Source organism: Phycisphaerae bacterium, from assembly GCA_035275405.1.
Lineage (GTDB): Bacteria > Planctomycetota > Phycisphaerae > UBA1845 > UTPLA1 > DATEMU01.
The window spans coordinates 103,677-123,960 of sequence record DATEMU010000001.1 but is presented as its reverse complement, the minus strand read 5'-3'; the positions used below and the strand labels follow the sequence as shown (position 1 = coordinate 123,960).

Genomic DNA, 20,284 nt, shown 5'->3' with positions numbered 1-20,284 from the left:
AGTCTAAGGCCCCATCCGAGGGGATGCAATTCCGCGCCCATTATTCGTGTCCCCATCGTTGAAGCGATGGACCACCCCAACCTGTACCGTTCTTGCGACCTCCCGGGCGGGGCACTAGACTGGGGCGTCCGGAGTGCATTCGTGCGAGCCAAGTCCGCGATCGATCCATCCCGCCTAGAAACCACGACGCGACGAATCGGCGAAGAGATATTCCGCCGGGCCGAAGCCGCCGCTCCATCTATCCTTTCACAGGAATACTGGCAGACGCGGGGGATGGAATGGCTGACGCGCGATGAGGACCTGAAGCTTCGCCTCTTTCGGTTCATCGAGGCCCTCCCATCGCTTCAAACCCCTGAGGAGATTGCACGGCGCCTCAAGGAAACCGTCGATCGCAACGGAGAGCACGGCCGGCCACTGCCGCTGGCCTTTCAGGCCGCCCTTTCGTACCGTCGAAATGATTCGTGGCATGCCGGGCTGGTCGCATGGGCCGCGAGGTACGCCGCGCTCCGCGCCGCCACACAATTCATCTGCGGCAGCACGCCGCGAGAAGCGATCGAATCGGTCCTCCAACTGCGCCAATCCGGCATGGCCTTCACCCTTGACGTCCTCGGAGAGACGGTCCATTCCGACCGCGTTGCCGAGGAATTGCAGCAGCTCTACATCCGGCTGGTCGAGCAGCTCAGCCTCGCGGCCCCTGGCTGGCCCGCCGCGCCGATCCTCGACTCCGCCCCCTGGGGAACCATCCCCCGTGTCAACGTCTCCATCAAACTCACGGGGATCGTCGCAAATCTCGATCCGGCCGACCCCACGGCGGCCGACGCGGTACTGGCTCGGCTGCGCCCGATCCTCCGCGCCGCGATGCGCCACGGGGCGTTCATCAACATCGACGTGGAGCATTACGCCATCAAGAATGTGACGCTGGATCTCTACCAGCGCATGTTGTCGGAACCGGAGTTCAGCAACTGGCCTGATTGTGGAATCGTGATTCAGGCCTACCTGGTCGATGGCGAGCGCGACATGGCCGGTCTGATCGACTGGGCTCGCCGCCGAGGGACACCCATCACCGTGCGGCTGGTGAAGGGGGCATACTGGGATACCGAAACCGCCGAGGCGATCCGCGAAGGCCGGCCTATTCCGGTCTTCACCGAGAAATGGCAGTCCGATGCGTCGTTCGAACGGATTACACGGATGATGATCGACAACGCGGACATTATCCGACCGGCCTTCGCCAGCCACAATGTGCGTTCGATCGCCCACGCCCTGGCGTTAGAGGAATCGTCCGACCTGCCGCCGCGAACAATCGAATTGCAGATGCTCACGGGGATGGGCGACCCTCTCAAGCGCGCTGTTGTGGATATGGGCCAGCGGCTGCGCGTGTATGCGCCGTTCGGGCAGCTTATTCCCGGAATGGCCTATCTGATTCGGCGGCTTATTGAGAACACCGCCAATGAGTCCTTTCTGCGTCAGAGCTTCGGCGGTCAAGTGCCGATTGCGGAGTTGCTCCGTATGCCGGGGCCGGAACAGAGCGTGAGAATGGCGAAGAGCAAATGACGCGGAGGCGCCCTGCGCCAATTCTTTCAACATTCGCGGAAAGATATATCGTCTCCTATCATTTACTGAATGTCGGATGCCTCTCCGTCGCCGACCCTCACCAAACCCCTGATGATCTTTGACGGCGATTGCGGTTTTTGCCGCCGCTGGGTAGAGCGCGGCCGCTCGCTGACGGGCGACCGGGTGGACTACGCACCGTCGCAGGAAGTGGCCGCGCAGTTTCCCCAGATCACGCCGGAGCAATTCAAGGAGGCCGCGTGGTTGATCCTGCCGGACGGCACGGCGCTGCGCGGGGCGGCGGCGATCTTGCGCGCCTTGCAGGAGGCGCCCGGTCGCGGGTGGATGTACGGGGCGTATCGGCGCATTCCCGGGTTGGCTGGCGTCAGTGAGGCATGTTACACGTGGGTCGCGGGCCATCGGCCATTCATGTCACGGATGACCAACGTTCTGTACGGCGCTCACACGGCCCGGCCGACTTTTGAAAGGGGCATGCGCACGTTCCTGCGGCTTTTGGGCGTGGTCTATTTGATCGCCTTCTGGTCTGCGTGGTCGCAGGTGCCCGGTCTTGTCGGACGCTTGGGAATTCTGCCCGCCGAGGAGTTTCTTCAGGCCGTCAGCCAACAACTGGGCCCGGAGCGACATTTGGAAGGATATTGGCGGGTTCCCTCCCTCTGCTGGTGGATCGGGGCGTCTGACAACGTTCTGGCGGGATTGTGCGCCGGTGGTCTTCTCCTTTCGATTCTCGTCGTCCTCGGAATCGCACAAGGGCCGTGCTTTCTGGCGCTCTGGGCGATGTATCTTTCGTTCGTCAGCGTGGGGCAGGATTTTTTCAGCTTTCAGTGGGATACGCTGCTGCTCGAGACCGGACTGCTCGCCGTTTTCGTCGCGCCGTGGCGGCTTCGATCCTGGCGCGGGCCGGAACATCACCCCCCTACCGCGTTTGTGTGGCTGCTGTGGCTGCTCCTGTTCAAACTGATGTTTCTCTCGGGTGCGACGAAACTCAGTTACGGCGACGCTACGTGGCATGACCTCACGGCCCTTACCTATCACTACGAGACGCAGCCGCTGCCGACCTGGATCGGCTGGTATGCCCACCAATTGCCGCGCTGGCTGCAACAAGTTTCCTGCGCGATCATGTTCTCCATCGAACTTGTTCTGCCGTTCTTCATCTTCGGGCCGCGGCGGCTGAAACAACTCGCGTTCTGGGGCTTCGCGGCCCTGCAATTGCTGATCGGACTGACCGGAAACTACAACTTCTTTAACATTCTCACGGTCGCGCTGGGCTTCCTTCTGCTCGACGACGCCATGCTATCCCGCGGACCAGTCGCACACGTTCCTCCGGCGGTCCGACGCCCCCTTTGGCGCCGCGCAAGCATCGCGGTCCCGGTGGTCTTCATGGTGACCGTCAGCACGGCGGAGTTCTGTCAGGAACTCACCGGCCGTGATGTCTCTCCGGGCGTGTCCCGCGCGCTGTCCTACGTGCGGCCGTTTCGATCGATTAACGGTTACGGCCTGTTCCGGGTGATGACGACGACCCGGCCGGAGATTGTCCTGGAAGGCAGCGACGACGGTCGGACCTGGATCGAATATGAGTTTCAATTCAAACCGGGCGACCTGAAAACAGCGCCGGCATTCATCGAACCGCATCAACCACGCCTCGATTGGCAGATGTGGTTCGCCGCGCTGGCTGCGCCGCGCTATCCGGCGTGGTTCGCGCGCTTCGCGGTTCGGCTGCTCGAGGGCTCACCGGCGGTAACCGGCCTTCTGGTCAAGACGCCATACCCCGACCGCGCTCCGAAGTACCTGCGCGCCGTGCTCTACCGGTATAACTTTACGACGCGCGCCGCACGCGCAGCGACCGGCGAGTGGTGGAAGCGAGAACGACAGGGGCTTTATCTTCCGCCGATTTCGCTTCATGGGCTTAGACAGAATCGAAAATGAGCATGATTGGCTCGGTTGATCAATTCCCGATTGAATCGGAACTGCCGAACGGTTACGATCTGTGTTTTCCAGGCGACAGTCCGTGTGAGAAGATCCATGAACCGACGGCAAGTGGCCCGGGGCATTGGGGCGACTTCCTCCCTTGTCACTGGCGTTGCTCTGACACTGAATTGGGCGATGGTGGGCTGCGATTCCATCGCGCTCCTTGCGACACCGATTCCGAACTGCAACGATCCGGTGATTTGTTCGTTATTATCACCGGCGCCCGCGCTCCCTACCAGCATCTACGATCACTTCGGCTCACAAAAGAGCCCGGACGAGGCCCGATCACTCGTCACCGCCGCCGGACTCGATCCCAACCTGCCGGAAAGTTTTGCCCGTATAGGGCTGATCCATATCTCGGATAAACTCATCTCCGATGGGCGGGATCGTTTCTTTAATCAGCTGTTGGGAGACCCGGCCTCGATCGGACAAATTTTTGCGGAGACCAATCAGCTTTTCGCCATTACGCTCGACGCGCTCGTGCCGGTCGATCCCGCGAAGGACCCCGATGGCATCCTCGCTTTTCGGCGACAGACTCTACTCACTTTGTTGCTGCGCTTCCGCCTGGCCGAGACCAATCTCAAGATCCGTCCGGATCGTGATCTGCGCTTGGGCTCCCGGGTTTTTCCAGCCGGGTCGGAAGTCAGCACAGGCATGGATATTGCCGCGGGTGAAACGGGCCCCGTCGGGTTGCAGAGCGGGGGCGTGAGCTGCGCCGCCTGCCACGCATCGGTGGACCCCGCCTCTGGCCGCATGGTGACGGGCAGGGCCAATCCCGATCTGAACATCGGCCTGTTCCTTGCGCTCTCTACGAACACAACCTCTTCCTTTCTGAGATTCAACAAGAACCAGATTGATCCGTTCGACCCTCGCTTTCCATTGACCGGACGACGCATTATCGACAGTGAAGGCCATCCGGTTCGACTCCCTGATCCGGTGGCCTTTGAGGCGGCTGTCGACGACGTGGTGCTGACGATTCCCCCGGGCGGCTTCGACGCGGCCGCCGATGCAACGACGGCAGTGAGCAAGATCCCCGACTGTTTCGTCTTCGGCGAAGGAGGCATGGGCTGGGATGGCGGCTTTCAGATTGGGCCGTTTGGCGGAGTGGCGGCGCTGTCCAGCGCCGTGCACTCGTTTGAAATCAACTTCCTTTCTCCAGCAACGATCAGCCGCCTGGTGGCCGATCTCGACCCGGAAGTCTACCTCGGGCTCGTCCTGCAGAACGCCGGTGATCCGGCATTGCGGCTGCCGAACGATGTGAAGCCGTCGGAATGGCTGCGCCAGAATTACCCCAGCGCGGAACGCGGAGTGCTCCTTGAACTGCCCGGCTATCCCAGTCCTTCCCTTTTTTCGCTCAACGGCCTGGTTTTCAGTCCGCCCGATGAGACCTTTATGTATTCGGTGTTGGCGCTGTCCGCGTTTCAGCAGAGCCTGACCGTGCCGCCGAACACATCACCTGAGAACCAGATCAACCTTCACAGCGGAGCAGTGCTTCGCGGAGCCGAAGTCTTTCGCGCGGCCAACTGTATCTCCTGCCACACACCGCCCTACTTCACCAACGGCAGCATCATTCCCTACAGCGAGATCAAGACCAGCCCGAAGCGGGCGAAAGGCCGGCGTATCTACGACGGCCGATTGGTCGAGGCCAGCGTGCCCAGCTTCGACCAGCCTGTGCCGCTCCCTTCCAATCCGAATCTCATTGTCCTCCCACCGGATCCCCGCGCTTCCAGCAACTTGCTGCTTCCGCGAGGCCTTGACAATCCCGAAGGCGGCTACAAGGTGACCGGACTGCTGGGCACTTACTTCAAGGCGCCCTACCTGCACGACGGAAGCGTTGCGTCGACCGAGGGGGCGATCCACGTTGCGGCGGATGGGAGCTATTTGGTCGTCGATCGCGGCGGAATCGGCATTCCGGGCACGACCAAATCAGGAAGAGCGGTTCACGCGGGCAATTCGCTTCGCGTGCTGCTCGACCGCGATCTTCGCCGGATTCTCCTGGAGAACAACGCGTCCGATCCGACGCTGGTGACCAACGGGGTCGAGGGCACGGGTCATGAGTTTTTCGTTGACCCTGCAAACGGATTCAATTTTCAACAGCAGACGGATCTCATCGCATTCCTCCTTGCACTGGATGACAACCCCGGCGAGTGATACCGATTTGGTGTCACGGAACGGTCTCCGTTCACTTTCAGAAGTAGAAACCGTATTGGGTAGGGCCGGAATTGAACCGGCGACACACGGATTTTCAGTCCGTTGCTCTACCAACTGAGCTACCTACCCGGGCAGCCAAACGCGTTGGTTTGGGACGGAGATTATTAGCCGATTTGTCGAGGTTGGCAAGGACGCGGGCTGTCCTAAGTCGTCGACACCGCAGCGTCGCTCAATCTCAACGGCCGGCAGGGGCGCCGAACGTTATGCTTAGCGAGCGAATTTTGACGGGTCCAATCCGCCGAGGCCCTGGTCCCAGCCGATGGTGATGCCACCGCGGCGCGACTCGCGTTTCTCGCGCCGCTTCTGCGCCTCCTGGCGTTCGCGCTCCCGCCGGGCCAGTTCCTCCGGCGATGGCGGCGCGGGCGGTTTTTTCATCGTCAGCGAAATCTTTTTCGCCTCGGTATCGACGCCCAGCACGCGGACCTCGACCTCCTGACCGGGCTTGACTTTGTCCGTCACATTCTTGACGTGGGCATCCGCCAGTTCGGAGATGTGGACCAGTCCGTCGATCCCCTCTTCCAACTCCACGAAGGCGCCGAAATCGGCCGTCCGCGCGACTTTGCCGGTCAACACCGTGCCCGGCGCGTATTTTTCCTTCGCCGCCGCCCAGGGGTCTTCCTTCAGATTCTTGATGCTGAGCGCGAGCCGGCGCTTTTCCGCGTCGACGGCCAGGATCTTGACATCGATCACGTCGCCTTCCTTGAGAATCTCCGCAGGATTGCGCACGCGACGAGTCCAACTCAGTTCGCTCACGGGCAGGAGCCCCTCGACGCCCGGCTCCAACTCCACGAAGGCCCCGAAGTTTTGCAATCGCAGAACGCGGCCCTTGAGCTGGTCGCCGACATTGTAGCGCTGGGCGACGCTCTCCCAGGGGTTGGGCCGCGCATCCTTCAGGCTCAGGGAGACTTTGCGCTCCTCGCGCTGGAGCTTGATGATCTTGACCTCGATCTCGTCGCCGACCTTGAGGACTTCCTCGGGCTTGTTGACGCGGCCCCAGCTCATGTCCGTCACGTGCAGGAGGCCGTCCATGCCGCCGATGTCCACGAACGCGCCATATTCCGTCAGGCTGCGCACCTTGCCGCGGCGGATCTCTCCCAACTGCAGTGCGGCGAAGGTCTCGGCCTTGCGATGCTCGTCTTCCTTCTGTTGATACTTCCTACGGGACAGGACGATGGAGTCCTCGTTCGGATCGCACTTGGTCACTTCCGCGTGGATCGTTTGGCCGAGCAGGGCGGAGATGTCCTTGAGAAAGTGGAGATCGACCTGGCTGGCGGGGATAAAGCCGCGGAGGCCGTCGATGTCGACCTCCAGGCCGCCCTTGTTCATCCCCTTCACGACACCTTCGACAATCGTGCCGGCTTTCAAGTCGCGCAAGAGCGACATCTGCCGGGCCTTGCGCCGGGAGACGGCGAGCAGGCCGCCGGGCAAATCCTCTCCGCCGACGAGCGCCACTTCGATGTCGTCGCCGACAGCGTATTTTTCGTCCTGGCTGAATTCGGTCAGCGACATCGCGCCGAGGCTCTTGCCGCCGAAGTCGATGAGCACGTCTTGCGAGCCGATGTTGGCGATGCGGCCCTTGAGGATGGACCCCTCGATGGGCTCCTGGGGCGTCGGGGTCCGCGCGGCAGCCGCCGCCAAATCGTCGAGCGTCGCCCCGTCCATGGCCTCTTCCACCGCACGGTCAATCGCGGCGTCTCCCTCCGACATGTCGACCGGTAGATCGGTCCGCAGGTTCGCGAAGGGATCGGCGGAGGCCGTGGATCCCAGCGCGGTGCCCGGGGTGTCGGGTTGATCAGATAGGTGCGTGGGTTCGGTCATAGGAGAGAAGGCGTGACTAACAAACCATCGAGCGATTCTCGGATTTCCCCCAATTGGTTCACACTCGGCGAAGCGTCCAACAACAGAGAATAGCGTACCTTAACAGGCGGTCCATGTCGAGTCTCCGCCGCGCAGAGCGCCGGTTCCTTGCAAGCCATTATACCAAAGAAAAGGCCCCAGGCAGGCGGGCCTGGGGCCTTCTAAATCGCATTATCGTTACCCGTCAAGGCCGGACCGATTTACATGATCTCTTCTTCAGGCTGGTGGAGATTGCCGTCGCGGTCCAGAAAGCCTTCCAGCTTGCGGCAGCGGACGGGGTGCTGGAGCTTGCGGATCGCCTTGGCCTCGACCTGTCGGACGCGCTCGCGCGTCACCTTGAAGATCTTGCCGACCTCTTCGAGGGTGTAAGTGTAGCCGTCGCCAATGCCGTAGCGAAGCTTGATGATCTCGCGCTCGCGATAGGTCAGGCTCTTGAGCACCTGCTCGATGCGATCCTTGAGCATCTCGTTGGTCGCCGTGCTCACCGGGCTTTCGGCGGTGCCGTCTTCGATGAAGTCGCCGAAGTAGGAATCCTCGCCCTCGCCGACCGGCCGATCCAGCGAGATCGGATGGCGGCTGATCTTGAGGACGCGGCGGACCTCGGTCAACGGCATCCGCGCCTTCTTGGCAATTTCCTCAATAGTGGGCTCGCGGCCGAGTTCCTGGAGCAGCTCGCGGGAAATATTCCGCAGGTGGCTCATCGTTTCGATCATGTGGACGGGGATGCGGATCGTCCGGGCGTGATCAGCGATGGCGCGGGTGATCGCCTGGCGAATCCACCACGTCGCGTAGGTGCTGAATTTGTAGCCGCGGCGATATTCGTACTTGTCCACGGCCCGCATCAGGCCGGTGTTGCCTTCCTGGATGATGTCGAGGAAGGGCAGGCCGCGATTGCGGTATTTCTTGGCGATGGAGACGACAAGCCGCAGGTTCCCGCCGGAGAGCTTGCGCTTGGCGTCTTCGTACTCGGAGAACACGCGCCGGATATCCGTCACGCGCTTGCGGAGCATCTCGGGCGTTTCGAGGACCAGGTCCTGAAGACCGGCGACTTCGTCGGTCATGGCCTCGCGCTCTTCATCCGAAAGGGCGGCCGATTTTCGCGGATCGGCGAGCCGGGTTTCGAGATCCGCCAATTTTTCCGAAAGGGCAAAAAGCTTTCGCATCATCGGCGTGACACGGCTGGTCCGCAGGGCCAGCTCTTCCAGGAGCGTGACGGCCTTGCGTCGGCGCTGCTGGATTCGCCGCCAGATGATTCGCTTGTTTGATTCACTTGGGCGGCCTTCGTGAAGCTTGGCCCAATCTTCCTGATTCAACTCCATGAGCTTCCGGCATGTCACCAGGTTGCCGGGGAGTCGCTGCAATACGGCGTGTTTGACCTGGTTCTCGCCGCTGGAAATTTTCATTGTGCGATCGAAGGGCAGCGAACCGTCGTTGACCGCTTGAAGCGTCTCAATGGCGGCGCCCAGACTGCAATCCGACTCCAGGACCTTACGTCGAAACGCCGTCCGGGTCAGTTCGATCTTCTTGGCGAGGGTGATTTCCTGCGTGCGCGTGAGCAGCGGGATTTCTCCCATCTGCGTCAGGTACATCCGCACCGGATCGTCAATGCGCCGGCTGGGCGCCTCGATCGGAAAATCATCTTCGGCGGGGATGGGTTCGTCGGGGGCGAAGGGCTTTTTGCGGTGTTCGGCCGATTCATCCCCAAAGGTCAGCTTGGCCGCTTCGGCCTCGTCGACCATATCGATGCCCAGTTCATCGACCTTTTGCAGAATTGCTTCGAGACGATCGGGGAGGATCGCTTCGTCGGGCAGGGCCTCGTTCAGTTCCTCCCAGGTGAGAAACCCGCGCTGCCGGCCCTTTTCGATCAGTTCGTTCACGCTCAATTCCACCGGATCGACCGTTGCCTCTTTGGCGGCGGGGGCGGCGGGTTGTTCGGCTATCACTTCAGTCATCGCTCTCGTCATGTTGTGCGGCTCCAACTTGTTTGCGACATTGGCCAAGGGCCTCGCGGGCCCGGCCGTCAAGATTCCTTTCGCGGCGGCGGCCGCAACCGTGCGGCGACCGACCTTCTTTCTCCGTTCGAGAATTCGGGCGGGGATCTGTCACGATCCGCCTCGCCTGACGAATTCCCGCCGAAACTACGGCGCGCTCGGCTCGGCACCCACGGTCGCCGGGGTCGCTCGATGCCTTTGCGCCGCAAAATGGCCCACCCCCCGGGCCACCTGGAGCAGCTCGTGTCCCGTCGTTCCGTGCGGGGCCTGCGTCATGGCAGGTCTGGCACGGTGCGCGGCTGCCAGCTCCTGAAGCCGGCGCTGCTCTCGAATCTGCCGGAGGCGGGCCAGCGCACCTTGTACAGTGCCGCCGTAATTGCCACGTCGCTGTCCGGCCAATTGCAAATCCATGATCCTCGCGGACGTCTCCACGGATTCGAACCGGCTCATCACGCCGGAAAGCGACCATTCCGCCGGTCGCTCCAGGAGTTCCGTTATCGCAAGGGCGATCTCCCGCAAGTGCGAGTCCGTAATCTCGCGCGGATCGAACTCCGCGGCGATTTCCCCGAAATACTCCGGTGCATTCAGCAGGACCTCCAAGAAGTCCCGCGCCGCCCGGTCCGTCGCATTCAGCACCGTCGCTGGCCGGGATATAGGCGGAGTTCCCTCCGACCGATCCGGCGTTTTCGAGACGCCGCCCGACCGTCGCGCAACGATCCTGAGTTGTCGACTTACTTCCTCACCGGAGAGACCAAGAAGCTTACCGACCTGGTTGAGAATCAACCCCCTTTGAATCGGGTCGCAGGCGCCGAAATCGCCGGATCGGGCGATAAGGCCCAGGAACTCCTCGACCGCCCTCCGCCGGTCAGGGGCCGTGGCCTCGCCTCGGCACTGCGTTAAAACCTGTTTCCATTTGAATTCTAGCCCTCCGATGGCCGAGGTCAAAACCTCGGAAAAAGCGGCGGGACCCGTGGATAACAGGTAATCCGCGGGGTCTTTACCTTCTGGGACCTTGGCCAGGAGCACTTCCATGGTTTCGGTCAGAAAAAGGGGCAGGGCCTGATCGGCGGCACGCTGGCCGGCGTCATCCGAATCGAAGACCAGGATGGCGCGATCGACGTATCGCCGCAGAAGCCGGACATGATCGGGGGTAAGGGCCGTGCCCAGGGTCGCCACAGCGTGGGTAAACCCGGACTGCTGGGCCATAATGCAATCGACGTAGCCCTCGACGACGACGGCGGTCTTCTGGTCGCGGAAGGCGTCCTTTGCGGTCGCCAACCCGTATAAACAGCGGCTCTTATCGAAGAGCAATGTCTGAGGGGTATTAACGTATTTGGCCTCGTCATCGCCTAACGTGCGACCCCCGAACCCCACGACGCGATTCATGGCGTCCACGATGGGGAACATCAGGCGGTTTCTAAAGGCGTCGTAGTGCCCCTCCCCTTCCTGACGGGGACGCACCAAACCGGAGGCCAGTAGCAAGTCAGCGGGAATTCCCTTCTGTTTGGCTGCCGTCGATAAGGCCTCCCAGCCGGGGGGAGCAAAACCGATGGCGAAGCGCGCAATTGAGTCCTCGGTAATGCCGCGGCCAGCGACGTATTCGCGGGCCGCGCCACCTTCAGCGGAATTGAACTGCTTCTGGAACCATGCGGCCGCCCAGCGATTGACGCGTTCGATGTCCAACTTGCCGGGTCCGGCGTCGGAAGATCGCGTCCTGGATTCGGATTCCGTTGAAATCCCCGCCCGCTGGGCCAGAATCGTGCGAGCCTCGGGAAAGCTGACGTTTTCCCGCATTTGGATGAATTTGAAGACGTCGCCTCCGGCGCCGCAGCCGAAGCACTTAAACGCCTGCCGTTCGGGAGTCACATGAAAAGAGGGGGTCTTTTCGTTGTGGAAAGGGCAAAGGCCCCTAAACTGCCGCCCAGCCCGTTTGAGGGTCAAATACGAGGACACCACGTCCACGATTTCTGACGCCTGGCGAATCTGCTCGGTAAGTTGTTCTGTGGACCGTCCGGCCACAAGCACTCCTGAAAGAATCTTGTCCGCTTTAACTTCCTGAGGACCCGTCCGTTGAATCCAACCCGGAAATTGGACCTAAGTGCCTGTGTTTACAGGGCCTATTCCCCCTGAAACGAGGGGTCGAAAGACCCACAAGTATAACACCAAATTTAGCAGAGGGCAAATTATCGGCGAAAAAAGATTATCAACCGTGGGAAGAATTTGCGTTTCACATCTATCGGACGTGAGTTAACTGCGCGAGAACTCAACGCGAGATTAATAGGATAATTATTATCCGCTTTATCGCGGGGAGATGAAGGGCTCTTCCGGATTGGAGTGGACCCTGAAACTCGGTCGAGACGGACTAATCGTACTCCGACTCCTCGCGCTCCTTGCTGTCCGCGCCCTCTTCGCGCGCCGTGGCTTCTTCCACCACAAATTGTCCCGGTATCGATCCGCTCTTGCACAAGGCGTGAAGGATGTCCACTACCTCCGAATAGGGTACCGCCAGGCCGGTCGGACGGCCCTCGTCGTCCGTTTCGAACCGGTCGCCGAGGAACTTGACGAACTCCCGTACCATCAACGGCGCATCCAGCTTCGGGGAATTTATCCCGGTCCGTTTGTTGCGGTAAATCACGGTCAAGTGGTCGTCGTCGCGCTGCGCGCTGATCTGTGTCAGAAGGCGGCGGCCATCCTTGCGTTCGCCGGGAAAAATGGCGGGCGGGTTGCACTTCATCTGATTACCGAATAGGGCGATCCGCGGCTCAACGAGGCGCTGGACGTAAATCAAGAACGGCCCCTTGCTGTCCACCACGTCAAGAACGAAGTTGTCCCTGTCCATCACCTTTGACTCGATCGCCGGATGGGTCCGGCGGCGGAGGGCCAGATACGCGCGAATACGGATGTCCTCATCGGCGTCGTCCAGGAGTTTCCGCAGCTGCTCGCCGGCTCCGTGCAACGCGGTCGCATATCCCAGTTCGTCGATCGCCTGGAGCCGAAACGCGCTGTTCGGCTCGCGCGCATGCTTGCCGACCACGGCGACGCTGTCGTTGTCTTCCAGCCGCAATCCGGTGCGGCCTGAATAATATGCGACCTCGGGTTTGGGGCTGTGGTAATGCTGGCGAACAATGGGCAGCGCGGCCTTGCCAATCGCCTCCCAGGCCAGGCCGATCGACTCAAACTCGGCCCCTTCCTGCGTGATCTCGTCGCTGAGTTCCTTCGCCCGCCGTTCGAGCATCGCGGGATGCTCGTTCAGCGTGGTATGCATGACCCGCTCCAGGAACACCCGCTTGCGGTCGTTGAATTCCGGCGGGAGAGTAAGTTCGATCGTGCTCGCGCCCTTGGCGTCGGCGATGGGATCGGCCTTGGCATACCGACCGTTGAGACGGGAGACGATTTGCTGGGCGATGCTGTAGCGCGGATCGTTGAGAACGAGGCGAATGCGCCGCGGCTCCTTCACGATGCCCCCGCTCAAGACAAAACCGACCTTCAAGTCAACCTTGGACGTCGCCAGGCCCGCCCGATCAAAGGGGCTGACAAAGACCGGCCCGCTGCCCGTGGCAAGAGTTTTTCCTTCAATCACTCCTGACGGAGTGTCGGCAAACAACTTCAGGTCACACAGTACGAGCCGGCCGCCGACGAGCGAACGCGATTGCGAGCCCATTCTTTCGACCACAAGGTCGAACCGATCCCCCTTCTTGGCCCCTGCGGGAATCTGGCCGACGACGTTGACCATCGCGCTGTCCCGCCCCCTGAGAATCTCATCGACGGTCTCTCCGGGTGCGCCGATTTCCTGGGTTCGGCGAACCTCTTTGGTAATGTAGTCCTTGACCTGCTCCGGGCCGTCGACGCCGCCGGTATCGACCAGGTCCACCACCAGCCCGAAGCCCCGAACGTGATTCATGCGCAGCCCGTCGATCGTGACGTACTCTCCGACGGTGCCCTGTACGGCACGGCTGTTGGAAGCGAGGGGTGGATTCGCCGACGGCTGTTCGCCCTTATCCTTAAAACTGTCCCAAAAGCGATCCCACTCTTCCTGGGTGGCGCAGCCGCCGAGGGCCACGCCGATTGCCAAGGCGAAGGCGGCGAGATGACGAAGTCTCAGCGGATGGTACCGGGGCGGGAACATAGGTCTTTATCGGCTCGCATCATCCAGCGAGCCTCGCGGGCGGGCAAGGGATCCTCTCCGTTCGCATCGAACTTGCTGGTGGAGGATCAAATGCAAAAATCCAGGGCGTGGGGCGCTGCGGACGCATGTTTCGGCGGACGGACCTTCAATTCCGGCGCGCTGGTCGTCACGGTGCAGCCCGGCGGGACGCTGGTGGTCAGGAAGGTCGAGCCCCCGATGGTGCAGCCTTCGCCGAGGATCGTATCGCCCCCCAGAATAATCGCGTTGGCGTAGATCGTGACGTTGTCCCGCACGGTCGGATGGCGCTTGTAACCGCGGACCATGCGACCGCGCTCGTCCTTGAGGAAGGAAAGCGCGCCGAGCGTGACTCCCTGATACAGCTTGACGTTTTCGCCGATCTCCGTGGTCTCGCCGATGACGACGCCGGTGCCATGGTCGATGAAGAAACTCCGGCCGATTTTGGCGCCGGGGTGGATATCGATCCCGGTGCTCTGGTGGGCCCATTCCGACATGGTTCGCGGTATGAGCGGCACGTCCATGAGATACAGCTCGTGGGAATAGCGATAAACCGTGATGGCGAGCAAGCCGGGATACGCCAGGATGACCTCATCGGTATTCGCCGAGGCGGGGTCGCCGTCGTAGGCGGCTTGGACGTCCAGCGCGAGCATCGCGCGGATGTCGGGGATTTTCTGGAGAAACGCCTGGGCGTAGTCGCGGGCCTTTACGTCGAGCGTGATGGCCTGCAAGTCCGAGCCGGTCGGATCGTAATTGCCCTCGATCTCGTTCTGGTGGCAGAAGGAGCGGAAGAGTTGGAGATACATCGCCTGCCCCAGGCGAGGGATCAGATCGCCAACGTGATACCGGACGTTCTTCGTGCTGAGGTTCTGTCTCCCGAAATAGCCGGGATAGGAGACCTCCATCAACATCTCGATGATACGGACGATTTCGCCCGCAGTGGGCAAATACCCGCGGTCGATGTGCCGCGTCCGCGGATCGGCCATGTAGCTCTCGACAATGCGGTCCACGAGGGCCGGGAGCTTGTCGTCGATATCGAATTCACCGAGCATCGAAGGAATTATACCCGGTTCGAAACGATGCTGTTAGGGCCTGATTAGATCGGCAAGCGATTCCGGCAAAGGCGACGAAAGGCAATCCGCACTACCCCGTTGTCTGATAACTAGCGACGGCGTGATGCTGGGCGGCGGAGCGTAGGTTCATGTCGGATCGGGCATACAGAATCGTCTTGCTGCAGGGGCTCACATTTGCGACGGTCGGTTCGTGGTTGGTCGGTGGATGGTTGCTACATCACTTCCATCCGGTGTTCCCGGAGAGTCAGGCCGGCTACCTTATCGCCACGGCTATCATGAGCCTATGCGTACTTTCGATTTGGCGGAAGTACGTTCGTTGGACTGGCCTACGGTCAACATGCACCGCCGCGTTGACGGCGCTCATGTTCGTACAACTCTTTATCTGGAAACCGATTTGGGGGGCTGGCCAATGCGCGGTTGAAGAACAGGTAAGCGGGGGGCAGGCGATAGGGATACCGGGAATTTGGTGCGCTGCTTGTTGCGCGCTCTGGTGGGCGGGCAATTCCTTAAGCGAAAAAACGGCTCAAAGGAGAATCAATATGTCCAGTGACGCTGTGCGGCTGGCACTGGGTGCCAGCCTGGTCCCTTTTCTTCCCGGATTGGTGCTGTTTACGTTTGGTACCATCGGTGCCTTTGACCTTGTTGATAGCCTACCGGCAACAATTTGGTTGACTTTGGAGATTGCTTCTGTAACTGGCGTCATTGTCTGGTGGCTTATTTGGCGATGCAAAGTCGAATGGACCCGCCGACGGCAACTCCAAACCATTCTGTTGGCCGCGCTTGTCCTGTTATCTGCCGCAATCGTTTTTGTTCCTACAGATGCGACATATTGGGGAGATCAGAAAACAAGTGAACTCATTCAAACGATAGTAAACTCCGTTCCATTCTTCGCTGCAACCCTCTGGTTTGGTGGTTCGGCATATTTGTGGCGATCGAGTGGACCGACATTTGACCTGAGCAGCATGCAATCCCCCATGAATTACGGCGCTGTCGTAGCCTGCCCTCAATGCTCCTACAACCTCACCGGCCTGCGCGAGGTGCGCTGTCCCGAGTGTGGCTGGGCTTCGACCGTCGATGACATCGTGAATCGAAGCCTGGCGGAACAATTCGCCCTGTTCGGGGGCTCGGTCTGACCGACCTGAGACCTACCCCGATCATTCGTTAGCGGGTAGAACGGTCCAAGTCCAAGCGAGCGAGGATGCTTGCAACGGCTCTTCGGGAATGGATTGAGGAAGGACGACATGCTCGACCAATGGTCTCGGACCTTGAAATCGCTTTGCATCATCTTTGTGTTTCTTTCAGGTTGCGACGTCTGGCGGCCGCCCACGCCGACCGAGGCTGAACTCGACAAGGGCTTGGTGGTGATGTACCCGGGTTCGTTCAACACGACCATCGAGATGCTGGGGTTTTATGAGGGGCTGCGTCAGGGCGGCGTCGACGAGGCCATTGAGTTGGTTCAGTGGGCTGCCTTTCTCGATCATTATTACGATCCGACCGGGGCCCAAGTTCGAAACGACGAACGCGCTCGGCAGGAAGCGGCTCGATTCGCGGCGTACAAGCAGGCCCATCCCGATCGACCGGTCACCCTCCTTGGGTATTCCGGAGGCGCCTGGTTCGCAATTCTGGTTGCCGAAAGAATGCCGGAAGGGACGCAGGTGGACCGGTTGATTTTGATGAGCGCCGCCATGCACCGCAGCTACGACGTGTCGGCGGCGCTGGCGGGGACGCGCGAAGAGATCGTGCTTTTCTGGTCCCCCCGGGACCAGTTCACCCAGGACCGTGGCGTGGAGGAAAATCTCGCGGACAGCACTCACGGCCCGCCGGCCGCCTCGTTTGGTTTCGACATGCAGGACGAGCGGCTGATGCAGATCGAATACGACCCGGCGTGGGAGCAGTACGGCCACTATGGGGAACACGCGGACTACTTGCCCCTCGTGGGCTGGATTGGTCAATTCGTAGCGCCATGGGTGGCCAAAGCTCCCGACGCCGGCGCTGCGACACGCCGAATACCAGACGGCTATTGAAAACAGGCGATTCGTCCTAGACTACGGCTGAAGTCACCTACCTCCCATGAACCACGGCAATGGGCGCGAGGCAGGACTTCGAGGGATTCGCCCACGCCATGGACTTTCAATCGCTCGGCAACACGGTCGTCGTCGGCCTGCAATGGGGCGACGAGGGCAAAGGAAAGATCGTCGATCTCCTGACCGAGCACTTTGACGTGGTCGTGCGCTTTGCCGGCGGAGCCAATGCCGGCCACACCGTGCGGATTGGCGACGAGATATTTGCCCTGCACCTGATCCCAAGCGGCATCCTCCGGCCTGAAGTCATCAATCTCATCGGTCCGGGCGTCGCGCTCGATCTGGAGGCCTTGCTCGCGGAAATCGACGCCCTCCGCTCCCGCGATATCAGGATCGCCGAGAATCTGCTGATCTCCGACCGGGCCCATCTGGTCATGCCCTATCACAAGAAACAGGATCGGCTGGAGGAGGCGCGTTTGAGTCCGGATCGCAAGATCGGAACGACGGCCCGCGGCATCGGCCCCTGCTACGCGGACAAGATGTTGCGTGCCACCGCCTTTCGAATGGGGGATCTGTTTGATCCCGCAGGTTTTCGCGCGCGCTTGGCGGAGGTCGTCTCCGATCGCAATCGCGTCTTTACCGCCCTTTACAGCGATACCGAGTCGTTGGAAGCGGACGCCATCGCGGGTCAGTGGCTGTCATACTCCGACCGATTGGCGTCTCACGTTTGCGACACCACGGCCGTGCTGCACGAAGCCCTCACCGCCGGTCGGCGGGTCCTCTTTGAAGGAGCGCAGGGCAGCCTCCTGGATATCAACCACGGGACGTTTCCGTTCGTGACCAGCAGCACCTGCACCGCCGCCGGGGCCGCCGCGGCCGCCGGCGCGCCGCCCACGGCGATTCAAAGCTATCTCGGGGTGCTAAAGGCCTATTCTACGCGCGTCGGCGGCGGCCCTTTTCCGACCGAACTGACCGACGAAACCGGCGACGCCATTCGTACCCGTGGCCGCGAGTTCGGCACGACGACCGGCCGCCCGCGCCGTTGTGGCTGGTTCGACGCCTTCGCCGTGCGCTACAGCGTGGCCCTTGGGGGCATTACGCAGGCCGCCGTCATGCATCTGGATACGCTCAGCACGTTTCCGGAAGTGCGAATCTGCACCGGCTATCGCTACAATGGAAGGGATTTGCGAAGCTTTCCGGCGGACCTTCGCGCGCTGAGCAGCGTGACGCCCGCGTACGAGACGCTGTCCGGCTGGCGCGAGGACCTCAGCGTGGCGAAGGCGTATGAGGAATTGCCCGACGCCGCCCGGCGCTACGTCGATCGGCTGGAAGCGACGATCGGCGTGCCGATCACGCTGGTCAGTATCGGCCCGGCGCGCGACGCGACGCTGCATCGCGCACCCAAGCTTCAGTCATGCAACGATTGATGAATCACTCATGCCCACGGCGCTGCCATTGGATTCGATGACCGAACTCGGCCTACCGCCGGAGCGCGTTCCGCGCCACATCGCCATCATTATGGACGGCAATGGCCGCTGGGCGCAGCGCCGCGGCCTTCCTCGACTTCGCGGTCACGAGGCCGGCGCGGACAAGGTGCAGGAGATCGTCACGCGCTGCTCGCGACTCGGCGTCGGCTACCTCACGCTCTACAGCTTCAGTACGGAGAATTGGAACCGCCCCGAGACCGAGGTCGGCCATTTGATGCGGCTCTACGTCGAGTACCTCATCAAGGAGCGTGTGGAGATCATGGAAAACGGCGTGCGGCTGGTCCAGATCGGCCGCCGCGCCGGCCTGCCCGACGACGTGCTCCGGGAACTCGACGAAACGATGCGCCTCTCGAAGGACAATCCCGGCATGACGCTTTGCCTGGCGCTCAACTATAGCGGCCGGATGGAATTGACGGACGCGGTTCGCAACATCGCCCGGCGCGTCGCCGCCGGTGGGCTTGCACCGGACGAGATCGAAGAGCAGACGATTACCGACGCCCTCTACACCGCGGGGATCCCCGACCCCGATCTCCTCATTCGCACGGCGGGCGAGATGCGGATCAGCAATTTCCTGCTGTGGCAGATCAGCTACGCCGAACTCGTCGTGACGGAAGTCTGTTGGCCTGACTTTGGTTCTGCAGCCCTGGACGAGGCCATCAAGGAGTTCGGCAAGCGAAACCGCCGGTTTGGAAACGTCTGATCGATTGAGGCCGCCACCTGGCAAAGGTAACCTATCACCATGTCCATGCCACCGATTGAAAACCAGGAGCGGCTCCTCGCCCGCGGTTGCGAGGCGATCTACACCGAGAAGGAACTGCGCGAGCGGTTGGAAAAGAGTCTCGCGACGGGGAGGCCGCTGCGCGTCAAGCTCGGCATGGACCCGACCGCGCCGGATATTCACCTGGGCCATACCGTCGTCCTTCGCAAAATGCGGCAGTTTCAGGATTGCGGGCACAAAGCCATCCTCATCATCGGCGACTACACGGCACGCATCGGCGATCCTTCCGGCAAGACGAAAACACGGCCGATGCTCGACGAGGCGACGATCAAGAAAAACGCCGAGACCTATTTCACGCAGGCGGGACACGTTCTCGACACCAGCCCGGATAAACTCGAGATCCGCTACAACAGCGAATGGCTCGCCCCGCTGAACCTCGCCGATATCTTGCGGCTCCAGAGCCACATGACCGTCCAGCAAATGCTCCAACGAGAGAGCTATAGCAAGCGCATCGACGCCGAAGTGCCGATCGTCTTGACAGAACTCATGTATCCGCTCATGCAGGGTTATGACTCGGTCATGATCGACGCGGACATCGAACTGGGCGGAACGGACCAGACGTTCAACAACCTTGTCGGGCGCGACCTGATGCCGCAGTACGGAAAGCCGGGCCAGCTCGTGCTGATTATGCCCATCCTCCGCGGTCTCGACGGCGTCGAGAAGATGAGCAAGAGCCTGGGCAATTACATCGGCCTGACCGACAGCCCCAAGGACATGTTTGGCAAGACCATGCGGATCGCCGACGAGATGATGAAGGAGTGGTACACGCTCCTGACGACGATTCCTGCCGAGGAAATCGCCGTCATCACCGATGCAAACAAGAGCCACCCACGCGACGCGAAGATTCGCCTGGCGAAAGAGATCGTCTCCACGTATTACGATCGGCCCGCCGCGGATCACGAGGAGGAGTTATGGCACAAAGTCTTTCGCGAGCACGCTCTTCGTGACGACATCCCGTCGATCAGGCTTCCGCCCGGACAATGTGAAAAGGACGGAAGCATCTGGGTGCCCAAGCTGCTCAAGGCACTTAATTTTGCTCCCTCGACCAGCGAAGGCCGCCGCCTGATCGAATCCGGCGGCGTTCTGATCGACCAGCAGAAGATCGCCGACCCGCACGCCAAGGTTACCCCTGTCGACGGGATGCTGGTGCAGGTCGGAAAGCGCAAGGCCGCGAAGATCATCGGCGGCTGA

General features: G+C 61.3%; 13 protein-coding genes and 1 tRNA gene. 8 read left to right on the top strand and 6 right to left on the bottom strand.

Features of this window, described 5'->3' with window-relative positions; all coding sequences use genetic code 11:
* Window positions 1-141 precede the first annotated feature (141 nt).
* The 3 genes from VJZ71_00440 to VJZ71_00430 all read left to right on the top strand — a co-directional run bounded on the left by VJZ71_00440 (window position 142) and on the right by VJZ71_00430 (window position 5,685).
* Window positions 142-1,551, top strand: coding sequence for a proline dehydrogenase family protein (locus tag VJZ71_00440; GenBank protein ID HKQ46519.1), 1,410 nt, complete (start codon window positions 142-144; stop codon window positions 1,549-1,551).
* Between the two features lie 69 nt (window positions 1,552-1,620).
* On the top strand, window positions 1,621-3,492 hold the full coding sequence (locus VJZ71_00435) for a lipase maturation factor family protein (protein ID HKQ46518.1): 1,872 nt from the start codon (window positions 1,621-1,623) through the stop codon (window positions 3,490-3,492).
* A gap of 96 nt (window positions 3,493-3,588) precedes the next feature.
* Entirely contained in the window at window positions 3,589-5,685 is a 2,097-nt protein-coding gene (locus VJZ71_00430) for a hypothetical protein (protein ID HKQ46517.1), read from the top strand.
* 56 nt (window positions 5,686-5,741) lie between these two features.
* Here the strand turns inward: VJZ71_00430 and VJZ71_00425 are convergent.
* The 6 genes from VJZ71_00425 to VJZ71_00400 form a co-directional block, all read right to left on the bottom strand.
* A tRNA-Phe gene (locus VJZ71_00425) sits at window positions 5,742-5,814 on the bottom strand.
* Window positions 5,815-5,952: 138 nt separating this feature from the next.
* On the bottom strand, window positions 5,953-7,563 hold the full coding sequence (locus tag VJZ71_00420; protein ID HKQ46516.1) for a S1 RNA-binding domain-containing protein: 1,611 nt from the start codon (window positions 7,561-7,563) through the stop codon (window positions 5,953-5,955).
* Between the two features lie 239 nt (window positions 7,564-7,802).
* Window positions 7,803-9,554: an RNA polymerase sigma factor RpoD gene (gene rpoD, locus VJZ71_00415; protein HKQ46515.1), complete on the bottom strand. Its 1,752-nt coding sequence runs from the start codon at window positions 9,552-9,554 to the stop codon at window positions 7,803-7,805.
* A gap of 186 nt (window positions 9,555-9,740) precedes the next feature.
* Window positions 9,741-11,612, bottom strand: a complete 1,872-nt coding sequence (gene dnaG / locus VJZ71_00410) for a DNA primase (GenBank protein ID HKQ46514.1) — start codon at window positions 11,610-11,612, stop codon at window positions 9,741-9,743.
* Between the two features lie 343 nt (window positions 11,613-11,955).
* The gene (locus VJZ71_00405) at window positions 11,956-13,719 is read right to left on the bottom strand and encodes a flagellar basal body P-ring protein FlgI (protein ID HKQ46513.1); all 1,764 of its coding nucleotides are present in this window, start codon (window positions 13,717-13,719) and stop codon (window positions 11,956-11,958) included.
* Window positions 13,720-13,805: 86 nt separating this feature from the next.
* Window positions 13,806-14,786, bottom strand: a complete 981-nt coding sequence (locus VJZ71_00400; protein HKQ46512.1) for a serine acetyltransferase — start codon at window positions 14,784-14,786, stop codon at window positions 13,806-13,808.
* 560 nt (window positions 14,787-15,346) lie between these two features.
* On the opposite strand from VJZ71_00400, the gene VJZ71_00395 reads away from it, so the two are divergent.
* The 5 genes from VJZ71_00395 to tyrS all read left to right on the top strand — a co-directional run bounded on the left by VJZ71_00395 (window position 15,347) and on the right by tyrS (window position 20,284).
* Window positions 15,347-15,940: a hypothetical protein gene (locus tag VJZ71_00395; GenBank protein HKQ46511.1), complete on the top strand. Its 594-nt coding sequence runs from the start codon at window positions 15,347-15,349 to the stop codon at window positions 15,938-15,940.
* 108 nt (window positions 15,941-16,048) lie between these two features.
* On the top strand, window positions 16,049-16,831 hold the full coding sequence (locus VJZ71_00390; protein ID HKQ46510.1) for a hypothetical protein: 783 nt from the start codon (window positions 16,049-16,051) through the stop codon (window positions 16,829-16,831).
* A gap of 59 nt (window positions 16,832-16,890) precedes the next feature.
* Window positions 16,891-18,255: an adenylosuccinate synthase gene (locus VJZ71_00385; protein ID HKQ46509.1), complete on the top strand. Its 1,365-nt coding sequence runs from the start codon at window positions 16,891-16,893 to the stop codon at window positions 18,253-18,255.
* 10 nt (window positions 18,256-18,265) lie between these two features.
* The gene (locus VJZ71_00380) at window positions 18,266-19,015 is read left to right on the top strand and encodes an isoprenyl transferase (GenBank protein ID HKQ46508.1); all 750 of its coding nucleotides are present in this window, start codon (window positions 18,266-18,268) and stop codon (window positions 19,013-19,015) included.
* 39 nt (window positions 19,016-19,054) lie between these two features.
* A complete protein-coding gene (gene tyrS, locus VJZ71_00375; GenBank protein ID HKQ46507.1) occupies window positions 19,055-20,284 on the top strand; it encodes a tyrosine--tRNA ligase in 1,230 nt (409 codons plus the stop codon).

Coding starts and splice junctions, on each gene's coding strand:
- VJZ71_00435 (HKQ46518.1), top strand. CDS start 1,621: ATGTCGGATGCCTCTCCGTCGCCGACCCTCACCAAACCCCTGATGATC.
- VJZ71_00430 (HKQ46517.1), top strand. CDS start 3,589: ATGAACCGACGGCAAGTGGCCCGGGGCATTGGGGCGACTTCCTCCCTT.
- VJZ71_00420 (HKQ46516.1), bottom strand. CDS start 7,563: ATGACCGAACCCACGCACCTATCTGATCAACCCGACACCCCGGGCACC.
- rpoD (HKQ46515.1), bottom strand. CDS start 9,554: ATGACTGAAGTGATAGCCGAACAACCCGCCGCCCCCGCCGCCAAAGAG.
- VJZ71_00405 (HKQ46513.1), bottom strand. CDS start 13,719: ATGTTCCCGCCCCGGTACCATCCGCTGAGACTTCGTCATCTCGCCGCC.
- VJZ71_00400 (HKQ46512.1), bottom strand. CDS start 14,786: ATGCTCGGTGAATTCGATATCGACGACAAGCTCCCGGCCCTCGTGGAC.
- VJZ71_00395 (HKQ46511.1), top strand. CDS start 15,347: ATGTCCAGTGACGCTGTGCGGCTGGCACTGGGTGCCAGCCTGGTCCCT.
- VJZ71_00390 (HKQ46510.1), top strand. CDS start 16,049: ATGCTCGACCAATGGTCTCGGACCTTGAAATCGCTTTGCATCATCTTT.
- VJZ71_00385 (HKQ46509.1), top strand. CDS start 16,891: ATGGGCGCGAGGCAGGACTTCGAGGGATTCGCCCACGCCATGGACTTT.
- VJZ71_00380 (HKQ46508.1), top strand. CDS start 18,266: ATGCCCACGGCGCTGCCATTGGATTCGATGACCGAACTCGGCCTACCG.
- tyrS (HKQ46507.1), top strand. CDS start 19,055: ATGTCCATGCCACCGATTGAAAACCAGGAGCGGCTCCTCGCCCGCGGT.